We start from the raw sequence: 14,654 nt of genomic DNA on the forward strand, positions 1-14,654 counted from the left end.
CCCGCCTCCTGGCGGGGTCTTTCATTCAGGTCGGCAGGCGAATGCTGCCGGCCAGTTCCTCGAACAACGTCACTACCGCCCGCAAGGCCCGGCAGTCCGGCCGGGTCAGCAGCCAGAGATGGATACTGCAGCCAGGCAGCTCGGGCTCCAGCACCTGCAAGCCGTCGTCCGGGCGCAGCAGGAACGCCGGCAGCGCCGCCAACCCCAGGCCCGCGCGGCACAGGTCCAGCACCGACAGCATGCTGTTGCAACGGTAGGCCGGCAGCACCGAGGGGTAAGCCTGGCGACGCCAGGCGACGCTGGAGTGATCGGGTAGAAAGTCATCCGGGGCGATCCAGCTCATGTCCTGCCAGGGGCGTTCGCCCTGCTCGGCCAGATAATCGCGATGGGCACAGAGGACGTAGTGCACCTCGCCCAGCTTGCGTCCCACCAGATGCTCCGGCGGCGCATTGGTCAGGCGCAGGGCGATGTCGGCATCGCGACGACTGAGGTTGGCGAAGGCGTTGGAAGTGGTCAGTTCCAGGTTAAGCGCCGGGTAGCGCTTCATGAAGCGCGCCAGGGCCGGCAGGAGCAGCCCCTGCAACACGGTATCGGAACAGGTCAGGCGCACGGTGCCGCTGAGCACGTCGTGCCCCTGCTCCAGCCCCAGGCGCGCCGCTTCCAGCGCCTGCTCGGCCAGTTCCGCCTGGGTCGCCAGTTGCTGTGCGGTGGCCGTGGCCAGGTAGCCGTTGCGGCCCTTCTCGAACAGCGCGGTGCCCAGCGCCTTTTCCAGCCGCCGCACGGCACGGAACACAGTGGAAACGTCTACCTCGAGCAATTCCGAGGCACGGGCAAGGCTGCCCCCGCGCACCAGCGCCAGGACCAGGGCGAGATCGGCGTATTCCAGACGGTATTGCATCGACGCACTCCAAGGTTGCGCAACCGCCCATTTTCGATTGCGCCTGCGCAACTATAAATTGCCTCCCATGGGCCCGCCAATGGGCCACGACGCCAGGGGGAACAACGGATGGGAAAACGTCGTAAAACGCTGCGCATCGGCCTGATCGGCGACCGCGACAGCCGCGTCACCGCCCACTGGGCGATACCCCTGGCGCTGCAGCAATCGCTGCTGCCGCATTCGGGCACCCTGCGCGTGGACTGGCTGGATACCCCACGCCTCGCCAACGGCCTGGAACTGGAAGCGTACTCGGGCTTCTGGTGCATCCCCGGCAGTCCCTACCTGAACACCGAAGGTGCCTTGCGCGCGATCCGCTTTGCCCGCGAACGCGAGGTGCCCTTCCTCGGCACCTGCGGCGGCTTCCAGCACGCCCTGCTGGAGCGTGCCCGCAACGTACTGGGCTGGAGCGACGCGGCCCATGGGGAACTGGAACCGGAGGCGACGCAACAGGTGGTCCATGCGTTGCCCTGCTCCCTGCTGGAAGTCAGCGAGACCATTCGCCTCACACCCGGTTCGCACCTGGCAGCCCTCTATGGGCTGCCAGAGATTCGTGAAGGTTACCGCTGCAGCTACGGCGTGAACCCCGAGTTCCAGGACGCCCTGTTCGGCGGCTCGCTGCGCGCCTGCGCCCACGGCGAGGACGACAGCATCCGCGCGCTGGAAGCCGCCGACCATCCGTTCTTCGTCGCCACCCTGTTCCAACCCGAGCGCAAGGCCCTGGCCGGCATCGCCGTACCGCTGGCCGAGGCGCTCCTGTCCGCCGCGTTCCGCCATCAATCCAGCCGAGTCGGGAGTCCCGCATGATCGCCAGCACACCGCAACCGCCGTACTACGCCGTGACCTTCACCTCCTACCGTACCGAGCTGGACGAAGGCTACGGCGCCACCGCCGAGCGCATGCTCGAACTGGCGGCGCAGCAGGATGGCTTCCTGGGCGTCGAGTCTGCCCGGGGTGCCGATGGCCTGGGCATCACCGTGTCCTACTGGCGCGACGAGGCCGCCATCCGCACCTGGAAGCAGCAGAGTGAGCACCGCATGGCCCAGCAGGCCGGCCGCCACGACTGGTACAGCGCCTTCCGCGTGCGCATCAGCCGGGTCGAGCGAGAGTACGGTTTCGAACGCTGAGCGACCCGTTCTGGCCCAGACACGACATGCCGGGTTCGATGCCCGGCACACATCGTCTAGGCTGGTCCCCATTGAGCAAAGGGGGACCGACGCATGCACCGACAAGCCAGTGAACTGCAGGCCGCCTACCTGGGCGAAGTCCGCGGCGAGAACTTCTTTCTCGGCCTGGCCGAGCAACTGCCGGAGGGGGCGTCCTCGATGCTCCTGCTGGCGCGACTGGAGCGCCAGACCGGCCTGCGCATGGCGCGCCTGCTGCAGCGCCACGGCCTGCCGCTGGGCGATACCGCGCACGCCGCCGCCCAGGGCCGGCAACGCGCCGCCGACTGGCTCGGGCTCGACTGGTCGCAGACCCTGGAAAAACTCGAAGTGCTGGTGGAACCCTACGTCCAGCGCTACGACAGCCTGGCCATCGAGGGCGACGACGATGACCGCGATATCCTCGATGAGCTCGCCCAGCACGAACATGCCCTGCTGGAGTTCACCCGCCTCGCCCGCGAGGGCCAGATAAGCGCGGCCAAGGCCACCATCACCCGCCTGCTGGCCGTGCCGGCCTGAGCCCGACAAGGAGCATGTCCATGGCCCTATCGCCCTTCCACCTGGCCATCCCCGTCTACGACCTGGCGCTGGCGCGGCGCTTCTATGGCGAGGTGCTGGGCCTCGGCGAAGGCCGCAGCAGCGCGCAGTGGGTGGATTTCGACTTCTTCGGTCACCAACTGGTGATCCACCTGCACCCGCGGACAGCCAGCCAGGCAGCCGCGCACACCAATGCCGTGGACGGCCACGATGTGCCGGTGCCGCACTTCGGCGTAGTGCTGGACTGGGGGGACTGGGAACGCCTGGCGCAACGCCTGCGCGAGCACGGCACGCAGTTCGTCATCGAACCCCACGTGCGCTTCCAGGGGCAGGTGGGCGAGCAGGCGACGTTCTTCTTCTTCGACCCTTGCGGCAATGCCCTGGAGTTCAAGTCGTTCAAGGATATCGGACAGCTGTTCGCCTCTTGACCGCCGGTCAGGCATGGAAATCGCCTTCATGCCACATGGAAATTTCCTACATAACACCTGATAGCCAGTTCCTAGGATAGCGCCCGTCTCCAACGCCCACCCTGAGGTGACTCGACGTGCGCTCCACCCGCTGGCTTCCGTTTTACCTGTTCTGCACCCTGGGTGCGTCCATCGCCCTGGCAGATGAGTACGACGCACCGGACTGGCGGCGCTACGACAGCGCCGCGATCGACCGGAGCTTCTCGCCCGCTGGCCACGCCTCGCGCGGCGACGAGCAGCGCGGCGTGGCCCATCGCATGCAGCACAGCGGGGCATTCTCGCCGCTACACCCACGAAGCGCCGCGGTCCTGACCTCCCGTTCGTACGACAACGGCAGCCGGCAATTCAGCCCGGTGGACACCTCGCGCATCGTCGAGCGCGCCCACGAGCTGATCGGCACGCCCTACCGCTGGGGCGGAGAAAGCGAGGAACACGGCTTCGACTGCAGCGGCCTGCTCGTCTATCTCTACCGCAGCATCGCCAACCGCAAGCTGCCGCGCACCACCCATTCGATGATTGCCCAGCGCCAGAACGAAGTCAGCCGCGACGAACTGCAACCCGGCGACGCAGTGTTCTTCAACCACAACGGCGGCGGCAGCGCCAGCCACGTGGGCCTGTACATCGGCGACGACCGCTTCATCCACGCGCCGCGAACCGGCGAGACCATCCGCATCGACTCGCTGGACAACAGCTACTGGAACCGTAGCTACACCACGGCTCGCCGTTTCAGTGGCTGATACGACAGGCCACCGAGCGCAGGTCACCTCGGCGCCATCAATCAGAAAAGCCTTACCCGCATTTACAGTATTCCCACGTTAACTCTTCCCCGGAGATTTCTAAGATGGCGCCCCGTTTTAGTCGTTAGTCACACGATGTAGCCCACATGCGCCCCCTGATTCTCCTGAGTACAGCGTTGCTGCTCATTCTTTCCGTTCCGCAGGCCGCCGCCCGCGAGAGCAAAAGCATGCCGCCGCACAAGACCACCGCGACACTCGCGCGCGCCGCACAGGGCAAACCGCTCAACCGCAACATCGTCCACCTGCACACGGCAGCGAAGCGTCCGTTGCAGTCCGGCGTGCACAAGAGCCGGTTGAGCAGCAGTTCGCGAGTGGTCGCCCGCGCCCGTCAGTTGGTCGGCGTCCCCTACCGCTTCGGCGGTACCACGGTGGCCAGCGGTTTCGACTGCAGCGGCCTGCTGGTTTATCTGTTCCGCACGGAAGCGGGAATGAAGGTGCCGCGCACCACCGGCGAAATGATCGAGAACGGCGGCAGGCGCGTCGATCGTCACGACCTGCGCCCCGGCGATGCAGTGTTCTTCAATCGCAACGGTCGCGGCAGTGTCAGCCACGTCGGGCTGTACATCGGCAACAACCAGTTCATCCATGCGCCCAGTACCGGCGAAAGCGTTCGCATGGACTCGCTGGCGCAAAGCTACTGGCAGCGCAGCTTCACCACCGCCCGCCGTTTCAACGGCTGAGCCACACCTCATTAAGGGATGCCATGCGCATGTCCAGCGTTCGGGTCGAGATCGTGCGTTATACCGACGAGTGCTTCGCCGGCTGGGCTGAGTGCCGCCTGATCGATGCAGCGGGCCATGCCTGGCGTTTTCTCAAGCCGCGCGCGCGGCTGCGTACCGAGCTGGATGACGACAGCCTTCCGGCGGTCGGCCATATCGACTGCGAAGTCCTGGAACGAGGTGATGGCACGGCGCTGGTGAGCACCGCGCGACCGCGCGGCATCACCTCGCTGGACGGCGAGAGCCGCTTCCGCATCCCTCTGAGCGCACTGAGCGAGGACTGACCCGCCGTCAGTCCCGGGTCGCCTGGCCTTCCTCGGCAATCTTCGCCGCATCCCAGCCGCCGCCCAGCGCAGCTATCAGCTGCACGCTGGCGGTCAGTCGGCTGCCAGTCAGCGTCAGCAACGTCCGCTCGTTGGACAGGGCGCTGGTCTGGGTGGTGACCACGTCGCTGTAGTCGATGGTGCCGGCCTTGTACTGGTTGGTGGTCAGGCGCAGCGCCTCGCGGGCGGAGTCCAGCGCCTCCTGCTGCACGCCGCTCTCCTCTTCCAGCACCTTGAGCTGGACCATGTAGTCCTCGACCTCGCGGAAGCTGTCCAGCACGGTCTGCCGGTAGCTGGCCACCGTCTGGTCGTAGCTCGCCTCGGCCTGCTCGACCTGGGAGGCGATCAGCCCGCCATCGAACAGCGTCATGGCGAACTGCGGGCCGATGGACCAGTAGCGGTTGGGCGTCTCGATCCAGTTCTGGAAGCTGCCGCTGCGGTAGCCGCCGGCGGCGGTGAGGGTCAGGTCGGGGAACCAGGCGGCCTTGGCCACGCCGATCTTGGCGTTGGCGGAGATCACCTGGCGCTCGGCCGAGGCCACGTCCGGACGACGCTGCAACATCTCCGACGGCAGCAGCGCCGGCACCGCCGGCAGGCTCGGCACGCCGTCCACGACGGCCAGGGAGAACTGCGCTGGCGGCACGCCGACCAGCACGGCAATGGCATGTTCCAGCTGCGCACGCTGGTACTTCAGGTCGATGGCCTGGGCCTCGGTGCTTTTCAGCTGAGTGCGCGCCTGGGCGACGTCGGCCTTGGTGACGATGCCGGCGTTGTACTGGTTCTCGGTGAGCTTGAGCGAGCGCTGGTAGGCGGTGACCGTGTCGTTGAGCAGCTTGATCTGTTGGTCCATCACCCGTAGCTGCAGGTAGTTCTGCGTCAGCTGGGATTGCAGCGAAAGGCGCGAATTGGCCAGGTCCGCAGCGCTGGCGTCCATGCTCGCGGTATCGGCTTCCAGCTGGCGACGCAGCTTGCCCCACAGGTCCAGTTCCCAGCTCACGCCGAGGCTCGCCGAATAGCTGTTGCTGATCGAACTGCTGCCACCGCCGCTGGCGACCGTGGAGCCGTCCGGCAGGCGCACGCTGCCGCCACTGCCAGTGCCCTGGCCAGAACGGGTCTTGCCGACGTCGGCACTGATGGTCGGGAAGAACGAGGAGCGCGCGCCCTTGGCCAGTGCCTGGGCCTGGCGGTAGGAAGCGACGGACTGCGCCAGGGTCTGGTTGGCGGCGACCAGGCGGGTCTGCAGGTCGTTCAGCGTGGCATCGCCGTACAGCTCCCACCAGGCGCCATGGTTGAAGCCGTCCTGCGGCTTGGCCAGTTGCCAGCCCTCGCCCTCCTTGAAGCTGGCGGGGACCGTCAGCTCGGGGCGCTGGTAGTCCGGGCCGATGGCGCAACCGGCCAGGGCCACGGCCAGCGCCAGGGGAAGAAGGGAACGGGAACGGATCATACGGGTGTCTCCAGGGCGCCGTCGGTGCGCACGCCGCGCTTCTTGTTGACCCAATGGCGCAGGCGGTCGAGGTAGAGGTAGACGACGGGGGTGGTGTACAGGGTCAGCAACTGGCTGCCGATCAGGCCGCCGACGATGGTCATGCCCAATGGGCGGCGCAGCGCGGCGTCGCCACCGATGCCGAAGATCAGCGGCAGCGCGCCGAGGATGGCGGCCAGGGTGGTCATCATGATCGGCCGGAAACGCTTCATCGCCGCTTCCAGGATCGCGTCCCGCGGCGACAGGCCGAGGTTGCGCTCTGCGTCCAGGGCGAAGTCGATCATCATGATGGCGTTCTTCTTCACGATGCCGATCAGCAGGATCACCCCGATCAGCGCGATCAGCGACAGCTCGGTACGGAACAGCATCAGCGTGAGAAGCGCACCGACGCCCGCCGAAGGCAATGTCGAAAGGATGGTCAGCGGGTGCACGTAGCTCTCGTAGAGGATGCCCAGCACGATGTAGACCGACACCAGCGCCAGCAGGATCAGCCAGGGCATGTCGTTCTGCGTGTCCTGCACCGCACCGGCGTTACCTTCGAAGGTGGCCTGGATTTCCATTGGCAGGTGGATGGGTTCCACCGCCGCCAGGATTGCATCGCGCGCCGGTCCGATCTGCGCGCCCTGGGCCAGGTTGAAGGAGAAAGTGGTGGCGGCGAACTGGCCCTGGTGGTTGACCTCCAGTGGCGCACGGCTCGGCTCGATATGGGTGAAGGCCGAGAGCGGAATGCGCTCGCCTTCGCTGTTGATCACGTAGACCTGGCGCAGCTCCTCGGGGGTTTCCTGGTACGGCTGGGCGACTTCCATCACCACGTGGTACTGGTTCAGCGGGTTGAAGATGGTCGAGACCTGGCGCTGGCCGTAGGAGTTGTTCAGCACCGCGTCCACCTCGGCGACGTTCACGCCCAGGCTCGCCGCGCGGTCACGGTCGATCACCAGGCGACTCTGCACGCCCTTGTCCTGGGCATCACTGTTCACGTCGACTATCTGCGGCACCTTGTTCATCGCCGCCTCGACCTTGGGCGCCCATTCGCGCAGCAGGTTCAGGTCATCACTGCGCAGGGTGAAGTCGTACTGCGCGTTGCCCTGGCGGCCGCCGATGCGCACGTCCTGGCCGGCGACCAGGAACAGGTTGGCGCCGGGCACCTGCGCCAGCTTCTTGCGCAGGCGGTTGACAATGGTTTCGGCGGAGTCGCGCTCGGTGATGTCCTTGAGGGTGACGAAGAAGGAGCCGGTGTTGCTCGACTGCCACTTGCCGCCGCCGACGAAGCCCACCACGTTCTCCACGCCGGGGTCCTCGGAGAGGATCTTGCGGAACTGCGCCATCTTCCTGTCCAGCGCCTGGAACGAGATGCTCTGGTCGGCCACCGCGAAACCGCGCAGGCGTCCGGAGTCCTGCTGCGGCAGGAAGCCCTTGGGCACCACCACGAACAGGTACAGGTTCAGCGCGATGCAGCCGAGCATGATCATCACCATCAGCCGCGAATGCTCCAGCGCCCAGCTCAGGCTGGTGCGGTAACGCTGCATGAAGGCGACGAAATAGCGGTTGCTCTGGCGCTCCACCGAGGCCTTCTTCGGCCCGCGCTCGACGGGCTTGAGCAGCCGCGCGCAGAGCATCGGCGTGAGCGTCAGGGAAACCACCAGCGACACCAGGATGGCCGCCGCCAGGGTCACCGAGAACTCGCGGAACAACCGCCCGGTGATACCGCCCATGAGCAGCAGCGGGATGAACACCGCCACCAGCGACAGGGTCATCGACAGCACGGTGAAACTCACTTCCCGTGCGCCACGGATCGCCGCCTGGATCGGCGGATCGCCCTCTTCGATGCGCCTCGCGATGTTCTCCACCACGACGATGGCGTCGTCCACCACGAAGCCGGTGGCGATGATCAGCGCCATCAGCGACAGGTTGTTCAGCGAGAAACCGCACAGGTACATGACCGCGAAGGTGCCCACCAGCGATACCGGCACCGCCAGGCTGGGGATCAGCGTGGCGCGGCCATTGCGCAGGAACAGGTAGACCACCAGGATCACCAGCACCACGGAGATGATCAGGGTCAGCTCGGCCTCTTCCAGGGAGGAGCGGATCGACGGGCTGCGGTCGTCCATCACCGACAGTTTCACCTGCGGGCCGAGCACGTCCTGGATGACCGGCAACTGCTCGTGGATCGCGTCGGTGGCCTCGATGATGTTCGCGCCGGGCTGGCGGGTGATGATCAGCAGCACCGCCGGGAGGTCGTCGGAGAAGCCGGCGTTGCGCACGTCTTCCACCGAGTCGGTGACCGTGGCGACATCCTTCAGGCGCACCGCTGCGCCGGTCTCGGCGTTGTAGTGGACGATCAGCGGCGCGTACTCGCTGGCCTTGCGCAGTTGGTCGTTGGAGTCCACCTGCCAGTGGCGCTCACCAAATTCCAGCGAGCCCTTGGGCCCGTCGGCGTTGGTGTTGTTGATGGCGGTGCGCACCGTGTCCAGGGATATACCGTAGTGGCTGAGCTGGTCCGGATTCACATCGACGCGCACTGCCGGCAGCGACGAGCCACCGATGCTCACCTGCCCCACACCCTTCACCTGAGCCAGCTTGGGCGAGACGATGGTCGAGGCCAGGTCGTACATCTCCCCGCGGGTGTAGGTATCCGAGGTCAGCGTGAGGATCATGATCGGCATGTCCGACGGATTCGCCTTGCGGTACGTCGGGTTGTTCGGCATGCCCGAGGGCAGCAGGCTCATGGCCGCGTTGATCGCCGACTGCACCTCGCGCGCGGCGCCGTCGATGTCCTTGGACAGATCGAACTGGATGATGATGGTGGTGTTGCCCAGGGAGCTGCTGGAGGTCATGTCGGTGACCCCGGCGATGCGTCCCAGCGAGCGCTCCAGCGGCGTCGCCACCGTGGAGGCCATGGTTTCCGGGCTGGCGCCGGGCAAGGATGCCTGCACCAGGATGGTCGGGAAATCGACGTTGGGCAGCGGCGCCACCGGCAGCAGGCTGAACGACAGCGCGCCGGCCAGCATCAGCGCCAGGGTCAGCAGGCAGGTGGCGACCGGGCGCAGGATGAACAGGCGAGACAGGCCGCCCATCAGCCACGCTCCGCCGGGTCGATGCTGTTCACGTCAAGGCCGTGACGGCCCCGCCAGGCGGCCCAGCGCGCGGCCAGGCGGTCGAAGTAGAGGTAGATCACCGGCGTGGTGAACAGCGTCAGCAGCTGGCTGACCAGCAGGCCGCCGACCATGGTGACACCCAGTGGCTGGCGCAACTCGGCGCCGGCGCCGCCGGCGAGCATCAGCGGCAGTGCGCCGAGCAGTGCGGCCATGGTGGTCATCAGGATCGGCCGGAAGCGCAGCAGGCACGCCTGGTAGATCGCCTCATGGGGCGGCTTGCCCTCGTTGCGTTCGGCGTCCAGGGCGAAGTCGATCATCATGATCGCGTTCTTCTTGACGATGCCGATCAGCAGGATGATGCCGATGATCGCCACGATGCCGATGTCCTGCCCGGAGAGCATCAGCGCCAGCAGCGCGCCCACGCCCGCCGAGGGCAGCGTGGAAAGGATGGTCACCGGGTGGATGAAGCTTTCGTAGAGGATGCCCAGCACGATGTACATGGTGACGATCGACGCCAGCACCAGCAGCAGGGTGTTGGACAGCGAGGCCTCGAACGCCTGGGCGGCACCACGGAAGCTGCCCTGCAGGCTGACGGGCATTTCCATCTGCGCCTCGACGTCGCGAATCGCCTGCACCGCCTCGCCCAGGGCGACGCCCTTGGCCAGGTTGAAGGAGATGGTCGCGGCCGGGAACTGGGCGATGTGGTTGACCGCCAGCAGGGTATGGCGCTCCTCCACACGGGCCAGGCTCGACAGGCGCACCTGGGTGCCGTCGCTGGACGGCACGTAGAGGTTCTCCAGCGACTGCGGGCCGATCTGGAATTCCGGCGCCACCTCCAGCACCACGCGGTACTGCGTGGCCTGGGTGAAAATGGTGGAGATCAGCCGCTGGCCGAAGGCGTTGTACAGCACGCTGTCGATGCTCGACAGGCTCACGCCCAGGCGCGAGGCGGTGTCGCGGTCGATGTTGATGTAGGCCTGCAGGCCCTTGTCCTGCCAGTCGGTGGCCACGTCGGCCAGCTCCGGCAGTTGCTGCAGGCGATCCACCAGGCGCGGCACCCAGTCGGCAAGAACATCCGGGTCGGCGTCCTGCAGGGTGAACTGGTACTGGGTGCGGGCGATGCGGTCTTCGATGGTCAGGTCCTGCACCGGCTGCATGTACAGCTTGATGCCGGCGATCTGGTCCAGCTCCGGCTGCAGGCGGTGGATCACCTCGCTGGCGGTGACGTCGCGCTCGGCGTGGGGCTTGAGGTTGATCAGCAGGCGCCCGGTGTTGAGGGTGGCGTTGGTGCCGTCGACGCCGATGAACGAGGACAGGCTGTCGACCGCCGGGTCCTTCAGCACGATCTTCGCCAGGTCCTGCTGGCGGCTGGCCATGGACTGGAAGGAGATCGACTGCGGTGCCTCGGCGATGCCCTGGATCACCCCGGTGTCCTGCACCGGGAAGAAGCCCTTGGGCATGAAGATGTACAGCAGCGCGGTGAGCACCACGGTGGCGATGGCCACCAGCAGGGTCAGCGGCTGATGGCGCAGCACCACGCGCAGCGCGGCGGCGTAGCGCTCGATCATGTTGTCGATAAAGCGCCCGGCGGCACGGGCGAAGCGCCCTTCCTTCTCTGGCTCGACGTGGCGCAGCAGCTTGGCGCTGAGCATCGGCGTCAGGGTCAGGGAAACGAAGCCGGAGATCAGGATCGCCACCGCCAGGGTGATGGCGAATTCGCGGAACAGCCGGCCGGCCACGTCACCCATGAACAGCAGCGGGATCAGCACGGCGATCAGCGAGAAGGTCAGCGAGATGATGGTGAAGCCGATCTGCTTCGAGCCCTTGAGCGCGGCCTCCAGCGGCGGGTCGCCCTTCTCCAGGTAACGGGCGATGTTCTCCACCATGACGATGGCGTCGTCCACCACGAAGCCGGTGGCGATGGTCAGCGCCATCAGCGTCAGGTTGTTGATCGAGAAGCCGGCGAGGTACATCACGCCGAAGGTGCCGATCAGCGACAGCGGCACGGCGAAGCTGGGAATCAGCGTCGCGGAGATATTGCGCAGGAACAGGAAGGTGACCATCACCACCAGGCAGACGGCGAGGAACAGCTCGAACTGCACATCCGCCACCGAGGCGCGGATGGTCGTGGTGCGGTCGGTGAGCACCGTCACTTCCAGGCTGCCCGGCAGGGTCGCCTGCAACTGCGGGAGCATCTTCTTGATGCTGTCGACCACCTCGATGACGTTGGCGCCCGGCTGCCGCTGGATGTTCAGCACCACGGCCGGCGAGGTATTGGCCCAGGCGGCCAGGCGCACGTTCTCGGCATCGTCCTCCACGCTCGCGACGTCACGCACGCGCAACGGCGAGCCGTTCTTGTAGGCGATGATCAGGTCGCGGTAGGCGTCGGCGGACTTGAGCTGGTCGTTGGCATCCAGGGTCGAGGAGCGGGTCGGGCCGTCGAAGCTGCCCTTGGGGCCATTGAGGTTGTTGTTGGTGACGGTGGTCTGCAGGTCCTGCAGGCTCAGGCCGGCCGCCGCCAGCGCGCCGGGGTTGGCGCGGATGCGCACTGCGGGGCGCTGGCCGCCGCTGATGCTGACCAAACCGACGCCGGAAATCTGCGAGATCTTCTGCGCGAGGCGCGTGTCCACCAGGTCCTGGATCTGCGGCAGCGGCATGTCCGGGGACATCACCGCCAGCGTCAGGATCGGCGCATCCGCCGGGTTCACCTTGCTGTACACCGGCTGGTTCGGCAGGTCCTTGGGCAGCAGGCTCTGCGCGGTGTTGATCGCCGCCTGGACTTCCTGCTCGGCCACATCCAGGTTGATCTGCAGGCTGAACTGCAGGGTGATCACCGAGGCGCCGCCGGAGCTGGTGGAGGACATCTCGTTGAGGCCGGGAATCTGCCCCAGCTGGTTCTCCAGCGGCGCGGTCACCGAGGAGGTCATGATGTCCGGGCTGGCGCCGGGATACAGGGTCACCACCTGGATGGTCGGGTAATCCACCTCCGGCAACGCCGAGATCGGCAGGAAGCGGTACGCGATGATTCCCGACAGCAGGATCGCCACCATCAGGAGCGTGGTGGCGACCGGCCGCAGGATGAACAGGCGGGACGGGTTCATTCGCTCTTACCGCTGTCCTGGACCGGAGTGTCCGAGCCGAACGGCTTGGCGGTGGACTTGTCGCCCTCCTCCGTCGCGGCCGCGCGGGCCTTCTCGTCGGAGCTGGCGATGTTCATGCGGGTGCCGTCGCGCAGGCGATCGGTGCCTTCGACGACGACGCGGTCGCCCTCCTTCAGGCCCTCGGTGACCACCACGCGCTCGCTCTCGCTGGTGCCCAGGGTCACCAGCTGGCGCTTGGCCTTGGTCTCCTCGCCGACCAGGTAGACGTAGGTGCCGTCGTTGCCGCGCTGCACCGCGTTGGCCGGGATGGTCAGCACGCCCGGCAGGGTCTCGGCGAGCAGGCGCACGTTGACGAACTGGTTGGGGAACAGCTTGTGGTCATCGTTCTCGAAGCCGGCCTTGAGTTTGACGGTGCCGGTGGTGGTGTCGATCTGGTTGTCCAGGGTCTTCAGCACGCCGGTGGCCAGGGTCTGGTTCTGGTTGCGGTCCAGCGCCTCGACCGGCACCGGCTTGTTGCTGTAGAGCTCGCGGGCGATGGTGCCCAGTTGCTGCTGCGGCAGACTGAACACCACGGAGATCGGCTTGACCTGGGTGATGACCACCAGCGGCGTGGTGTCGCCGGAAGTGACCAGGTTGCCCACGTCCACCTGGCGCAGGCCGACGCGGCCGGAGATGGGCGCGCGCACCTGGGTGAATTCGAGGTTGAGCTTGGCGTCGGCGACCTGGCCCTGGTTGGTCTTCAGGGTGCCTTCGTACTGGCGAACCTGGGCTTCCTGGGTATCCAGGGTCTGCTTGGCGATGGAGTCCTCGGCGTACAGGCCCTTGTAGCGGGCGAGGTCGATCTGCGCGTTCTTCAGTTGCGCCTGGTTCTGCAGCAAGGTGCCCTGGGCCTGGTCCAGCGCCGCCTGGAACGGACGCGGGTCGATCACCGCGAGTACATCGCCGGCCTTCACTTCCTGGCCTTCCTGGAACGGCACCTTGACGAGCTGGCCGCTGACCCGCGCGCGGACGTTGACGGTGTTGTAGGCGGTCACCGTGCCCAGTGCGTGGTAGTGCACCGGCAGGTCGCCCTTGACCACCGGCGCGACGCTGACGGTCACTGCCGTGCCGCCCTGCCCCGCGGCCATCTGCCCCGGCCCCGGACGCCCGCCACGCCCACCCTGGGCCGCCGGCGCCCCCGCAGACGTCGAATGCAGCCACATGATCAGCCCGACCACGGCGGCGAACAGCAATGCCGTGATGAGCCAGGGGCGCAGTTTGCGGAGTGTGGAAGGCGATCCGTTGCTTGCAGTCATGGGGCTCTGTCTTTGGTCTTGGCGAAAAGAAGTGAGAATAGCGAGGCTGAACGATAAGCACAGCCAGGCCGCAGGCAAAGTCTCTTTACCCGCTATTTACCTTTGATTTACCGGGAGTTACGAATTACCGGGGCATTGCGACCCGGAAATGGCGCGGGAGGTTCCCGCGCCACTCGGGCCAGCCCTGACGGACCGGCCCGGCTCTTCCATCAGGCCAGGGCGGCGATGGCGGCGGCGTAGTTCGGCTCGTCGGCGATCTCGCCGACCAGCTCGCTGTGCAGCACCTTGTTCTGCTCGTCCAGCACCACGACCGCGCGGGCGGCCAGGCCGGCCAGCGGGCCGTCGGCGATGGCGACGCCGTAGTTGGCGAGGAACTCGCGACCACGCAGGGTGGACAGGTTCACCACGTTCTCCAGGCCTTCGGCGCCGCAGAAGCGTGCCTGGGCGAACGGCAGGTCAGCGGAGATGCACAGCACCACGGTGTTGGCCAGCTTGCTCGCCTCGGCGTTGAACTTGCGCACGGAGGTGGCGCAGGTCGGGGTGTCGACGCTGGGGAAGATGTTCAGCACCTTGCGCTTGCCAGCGTAGGTTTCCAGGGTGACGTCGGACAGGTTGCCGGCGACCAGCGACAGGGCCGGAGCCTGCTCGCCTTTCTGCGGCAGCTTGCCGTCGACGGAAACCGGGTTGCCCTTGAGGGTGACTTGAGCCATTGCTTGGGTCCTTCTGTGAGGGATGGCGGC

General features: G+C 66.7%; 13 protein-coding genes. 7 read left to right on the forward strand and 6 right to left on the reverse strand.

What is annotated here, in order from left to right; all coding sequences use genetic code 11:
* Nucleotides 1-25: 25 nt before the first annotated feature.
* Nucleotides 26-898 carry a LysR family transcriptional regulator gene (locus UB43_RS01885; protein ID WP_045207834.1) on the reverse strand — a complete coding sequence of 291 codons (873 nt, stop codon included), beginning with the start codon at nt 896-898 and terminating at the stop codon, nt 26-28.
* Between the two features lie 108 nt (nt 899-1,006).
* Between UB43_RS01885 and UB43_RS01890 the strand changes: the two genes are divergently transcribed.
* The 7 genes from UB43_RS01890 to UB43_RS01920 all read left to right on the forward strand — a co-directional run bounded on the left by UB43_RS01890 (nt 1,007) and on the right by UB43_RS01920 (nt 4,901).
* Nucleotides 1,007-1,741, forward strand: a complete 735-nt coding sequence (locus UB43_RS01890; RefSeq protein WP_045207837.1) for a hypothetical protein — start codon at nt 1,007-1,009, stop codon at nt 1,739-1,741.
* A complete protein-coding gene (locus UB43_RS01895) occupies nt 1,738-2,061 on the forward strand; it encodes an antibiotic biosynthesis monooxygenase (RefSeq protein ID WP_045207839.1) in 324 nt (107 codons plus the stop codon). Before UB43_RS01890 ends, UB43_RS01895 begins: the two co-directional genes overlap by 4 nt.
* 93 nt (nt 2,062-2,154) lie before the next feature.
* A complete protein-coding gene (locus UB43_RS01900; RefSeq protein WP_045207841.1) occupies nt 2,155-2,616 on the forward strand; it encodes a hypothetical protein in 462 nt (153 codons plus the stop codon).
* A gap of 20 nt (nt 2,617-2,636) precedes the next feature.
* Nucleotides 2,637-3,062 carry a VOC family protein gene (locus tag UB43_RS01905; RefSeq protein WP_045207844.1) on the forward strand — a complete coding sequence of 142 codons (426 nt, stop codon included), beginning with the start codon at nt 2,637-2,639 and terminating at the stop codon, nt 3,060-3,062.
* Nucleotides 3,063-3,358: 296 nt separating this feature from the next.
* Nucleotides 3,359-3,838, forward strand: a complete 480-nt coding sequence (locus UB43_RS01910; protein WP_082085773.1) for a C40 family peptidase — start codon at nt 3,359-3,361, stop codon at nt 3,836-3,838.
* A gap of 146 nt (nt 3,839-3,984) precedes the next feature.
* Nucleotides 3,985-4,578: a C40 family peptidase gene (locus tag UB43_RS01915; protein ID WP_052969484.1), complete on the forward strand. Its 594-nt coding sequence runs from the start codon at nt 3,985-3,987 to the stop codon at nt 4,576-4,578.
* A 29-nt stretch (nt 4,579-4,607) separates the two neighbouring features.
* A complete protein-coding gene (locus UB43_RS01920) occupies nt 4,608-4,901 on the forward strand; it encodes a hypothetical protein (RefSeq protein WP_156160317.1) in 294 nt (97 codons plus the stop codon).
* Between the two features lie 7 nt (nt 4,902-4,908).
* Here UB43_RS01920 and UB43_RS01925 read toward each other — a convergent pair whose 3' ends face one another.
* The 5 genes from UB43_RS01925 to tpx all read right to left on the reverse strand — a co-directional run bounded on the left by UB43_RS01925 (nt 4,909) and on the right by tpx (nt 14,624).
* Nucleotides 4,909-6,384, reverse strand: coding sequence for an efflux transporter outer membrane subunit (locus UB43_RS01925; RefSeq protein WP_045207850.1), 1,476 nt, complete (start codon nt 6,382-6,384; stop codon nt 4,909-4,911).
* Nucleotides 6,381-9,497 carry a multidrug efflux RND transporter permease subunit gene (locus UB43_RS01930; protein WP_045207851.1) on the reverse strand — a complete coding sequence of 1,039 codons (3,117 nt, stop codon included), beginning with the start codon at nt 9,495-9,497 and terminating at the stop codon, nt 6,381-6,383. Before UB43_RS01930 ends, UB43_RS01925 begins: the two co-directional genes overlap by 4 nt.
* On the reverse strand, nt 9,497-12,619 hold the full coding sequence (locus UB43_RS01935; protein WP_045207852.1) for an MdtB/MuxB family multidrug efflux RND transporter permease subunit: 3,123 nt from the start codon (nt 12,617-12,619) through the stop codon (nt 9,497-9,499). The genes UB43_RS01930 and UB43_RS01935 overlap by 1 nt, the downstream gene beginning before the upstream one ends.
* Nucleotides 12,616-13,914: an MdtA/MuxA family multidrug efflux RND transporter periplasmic adaptor subunit gene (locus UB43_RS01940; protein ID WP_045207853.1), complete on the reverse strand. Its 1,299-nt coding sequence runs from the start codon at nt 13,912-13,914 to the stop codon at nt 12,616-12,618. The genes UB43_RS01935 and UB43_RS01940 overlap by 4 nt, the downstream gene beginning before the upstream one ends.
* Before the next feature lie 209 nt (nt 13,915-14,123).
* The gene (gene tpx, locus UB43_RS01945) at nt 14,124-14,624 is read right to left on the reverse strand and encodes a thiol peroxidase (RefSeq protein ID WP_024762304.1); all 501 of its coding nucleotides are present in this window, start codon (nt 14,622-14,624) and stop codon (nt 14,124-14,126) included.
* Nucleotides 14,625-14,654 lie beyond the last annotated feature (30 nt).

It is taken from the genome of Pseudomonas sp. 21, from assembly GCF_000955805.1.
Lineage (GTDB): Bacteria > Pseudomonadota > Gammaproteobacteria > Pseudomonadales > Pseudomonadaceae > Pseudomonas.

Coding starts and splice junctions, on each gene's coding strand:
- UB43_RS01885 (WP_045207834.1), bottom strand. CDS start 898: ATGCAATACCGTCTGGAATACGCCGATCTCGCCCTGGTCCTGGCGCTG.
- UB43_RS01890 (WP_045207837.1), top strand. CDS start 1,007: ATGGGAAAACGTCGTAAAACGCTGCGCATCGGCCTGATCGGCGACCGC.
- UB43_RS01895 (WP_045207839.1), top strand. CDS start 1,738: ATGATCGCCAGCACACCGCAACCGCCGTACTACGCCGTGACCTTCACC.
- UB43_RS01900 (WP_045207841.1), top strand. CDS start 2,155: ATGCACCGACAAGCCAGTGAACTGCAGGCCGCCTACCTGGGCGAAGTC.
- UB43_RS01905 (WP_045207844.1), top strand. CDS start 2,637: ATGGCCCTATCGCCCTTCCACCTGGCCATCCCCGTCTACGACCTGGCG.
- UB43_RS01910 (WP_082085773.1), top strand. CDS start 3,359: ATGCAGCACAGCGGGGCATTCTCGCCGCTACACCCACGAAGCGCCGCG.
- UB43_RS01915 (WP_052969484.1), top strand. CDS start 3,985: ATGCGCCCCCTGATTCTCCTGAGTACAGCGTTGCTGCTCATTCTTTCC.
- UB43_RS01920 (WP_156160317.1), top strand. CDS start 4,608: ATGTCCAGCGTTCGGGTCGAGATCGTGCGTTATACCGACGAGTGCTTC.
- UB43_RS01925 (WP_045207850.1), bottom strand. CDS start 6,384: ATGATCCGTTCCCGTTCCCTTCTTCCCCTGGCGCTGGCCGTGGCCCTG.
- UB43_RS01930 (WP_045207851.1), bottom strand. CDS start 9,497: ATGGGCGGCCTGTCTCGCCTGTTCATCCTGCGCCCGGTCGCCACCTGC.
- UB43_RS01935 (WP_045207852.1), bottom strand. CDS start 12,619: ATGAACCCGTCCCGCCTGTTCATCCTGCGGCCGGTCGCCACCACGCTC.
- UB43_RS01940 (WP_045207853.1), bottom strand. CDS start 13,914: ATGACTGCAAGCAACGGATCGCCTTCCACACTCCGCAAACTGCGCCCC.
- tpx (WP_024762304.1), bottom strand. CDS start 14,624: ATGGCTCAAGTCACCCTCAAGGGCAACCCGGTTTCCGTCGACGGCAAG.